Here is a 1800-nt window from a genome sequence, read left to right as displayed (position 1 = left end):
GAACACCGAGGGCGTGCAGTCGGCGATCTCGCTGGTGACCGTGTCCAAGCAAATGATCAAGGGCATGAACGAGGGCAACCTGAAATGGGAAACCCTGTCGCGCAATCCGGACGTGCTGAACAACTCCATCGCCCGTGCCGATGGTCTGTACAACAACAATTGCTCTTTGGCGCCGGTGCTGGTGTTCCTCAACGATCACAAGGCCGAAACCCTGGATCGCGCGGTTCATGCGGTGCAGGACTTCGCCAAGGACAACAACAAGGAAGGCCTGGAATTCCTCCTCGCGGCCGGTAACGCCGGGATCGAGGCCGCCACCAACGAWGTGATCAAGCGTTCCGAACTGACGATTCTGGTGCTGGTGTATATCTGCGTCGCGACCATGTGCATGATCACCTTCCGTTCCTGGGCGGCGACCTTGTGCATCGTGCTGCCGCTGGTGCTGACCTCGGTGCTCGGCAACGCACTGATGGCGTTCATGGGCATCGGTGTGAAAGTGGCGACCTTGCCAGTGGTGGCACTCGGGGTGGGGATCGGCGTGGATTACGGGATCTACATCTACAGTCGCCTGGAAAGCTTCCTGCGTGCCGGTCTGTCGCTGCAAGAGGCGTACTACCAGACGCTGAAATCCACCGGTAAAGCTGTGTTGTTCACCGGTCTGTGCCTGGCAATCGGCGTGTGCACCTGGATCTTCTCGGCGATCAAGTTCCAGGCCGACATGGGCCTGATGCTGACCTTCATGCTGCTCTGGAACATGTTTGGCGCGTTGTGGCTGTTGCCGGCGCTGGCACGGTTCCTGATCAAGCCAGAGAAACTGGCGGGGCAGAAGGGCAACTCGCTGTTTGCTCACTAGGCGTCAGCCTGACCCAAAAAGCCGCAACTCAGGTTGCGGCTTTTTTTATGGGGGTGTCTAGTCCTGAATAAGGTTTACACCTGTTTCAGGACTAGACAGGGACCGAATCACTCAGCGTGGTTGTAGCGTCAGGAATGCACTGTTGGCCAGTTCCTTGCTGATGATCCCGCGGTGGATATCGATTTTCTGTTTCGGATCTGTAGCCTTGGCCATCGCCGATTCGTAGGTTTCGAAGCGTTGTTCCCTGGTTTTCAGATGGGCCTGGGTATATTGCGTCTTGGCATCATCGAAGCGCTCATAGTGGAAATGCGCGTACCCCCAGGGTTGATCGTCTTTGTTCAACAGGACGTACTCCTGCATGAAGTCTTTACGTCCGGTTTTCAGTTGTACGCGATTACCGATCATGCGTGGGTAAACCTCCTTGCACCGTAACAGAAACTCCACACCCTCACTGCTGGGGGGCTGGGCCAGTGTCATGCGGATGCGCAGTTCCGATGCCTTACTGTCGAGGGCTCGCGCGTGATCGCGTAAATCGCGGATTAACGAGGCATCTTGTTCCCGGTTTGGCGAGGGGGCCTCATGGTGTTCCAGACCCTCGGCATACCCGGTCAGCTTTTGTGCTTCGCGTTGCAATTGTTCTTCAATTTCCTTGGGTGAGCTTGCGCGTTGCGCGTAACCCTCGATTTTCCTTACCTGCTTGTCGACATTGGCGATGGCCTTGCGGGCATCCCCTTTGAGCTGTGCGTAGGAGTGCGCGGAGGCCTTGGGTGCGGGCTGCCTGACCTCGATCATTTCTACCCAGACATTCGGTTCATGTTCATGGAACGAAGCCAGTGGTGCATCTTCGAGTGGACCGTTGATATCAACAATGTCTCCGCCCTGGTTAGCCACGCGGGGGCGAATATCGCCGATCAGAGTGCCCTTGGCGGTTTTGATGACCCGCTTGCGAC

At 56.9% G+C, this 1800-nt stretch carries 1 protein-coding gene and 1 pseudogene; one reads left to right on the top strand and one right to left on the bottom strand.

Annotation, left to right across the window (positions count from 1 at the left end):
* A partial coding sequence (locus AC1DLB_RS29080; protein ID WP_477786196.1) for an efflux RND transporter permease subunit occupies positions 1-850 on the top strand: 850 nt, incomplete at its 5' end.
* 111 nt (positions 851-961) lie between these two features.
* Here AC1DLB_RS29080 and AC1DLB_RS29075 read toward each other — a convergent pair.
* Positions 962-1800, bottom strand: a pseudogene (locus tag AC1DLB_RS29075) (dermonecrotic toxin domain-containing protein); the annotation flags it as partial.

Source organism: Pseudomonas sp. 05N434 (assembly GCF_056396965.1).
This window is presented reverse-complemented; position numbering and strand designations above follow the sequence as displayed.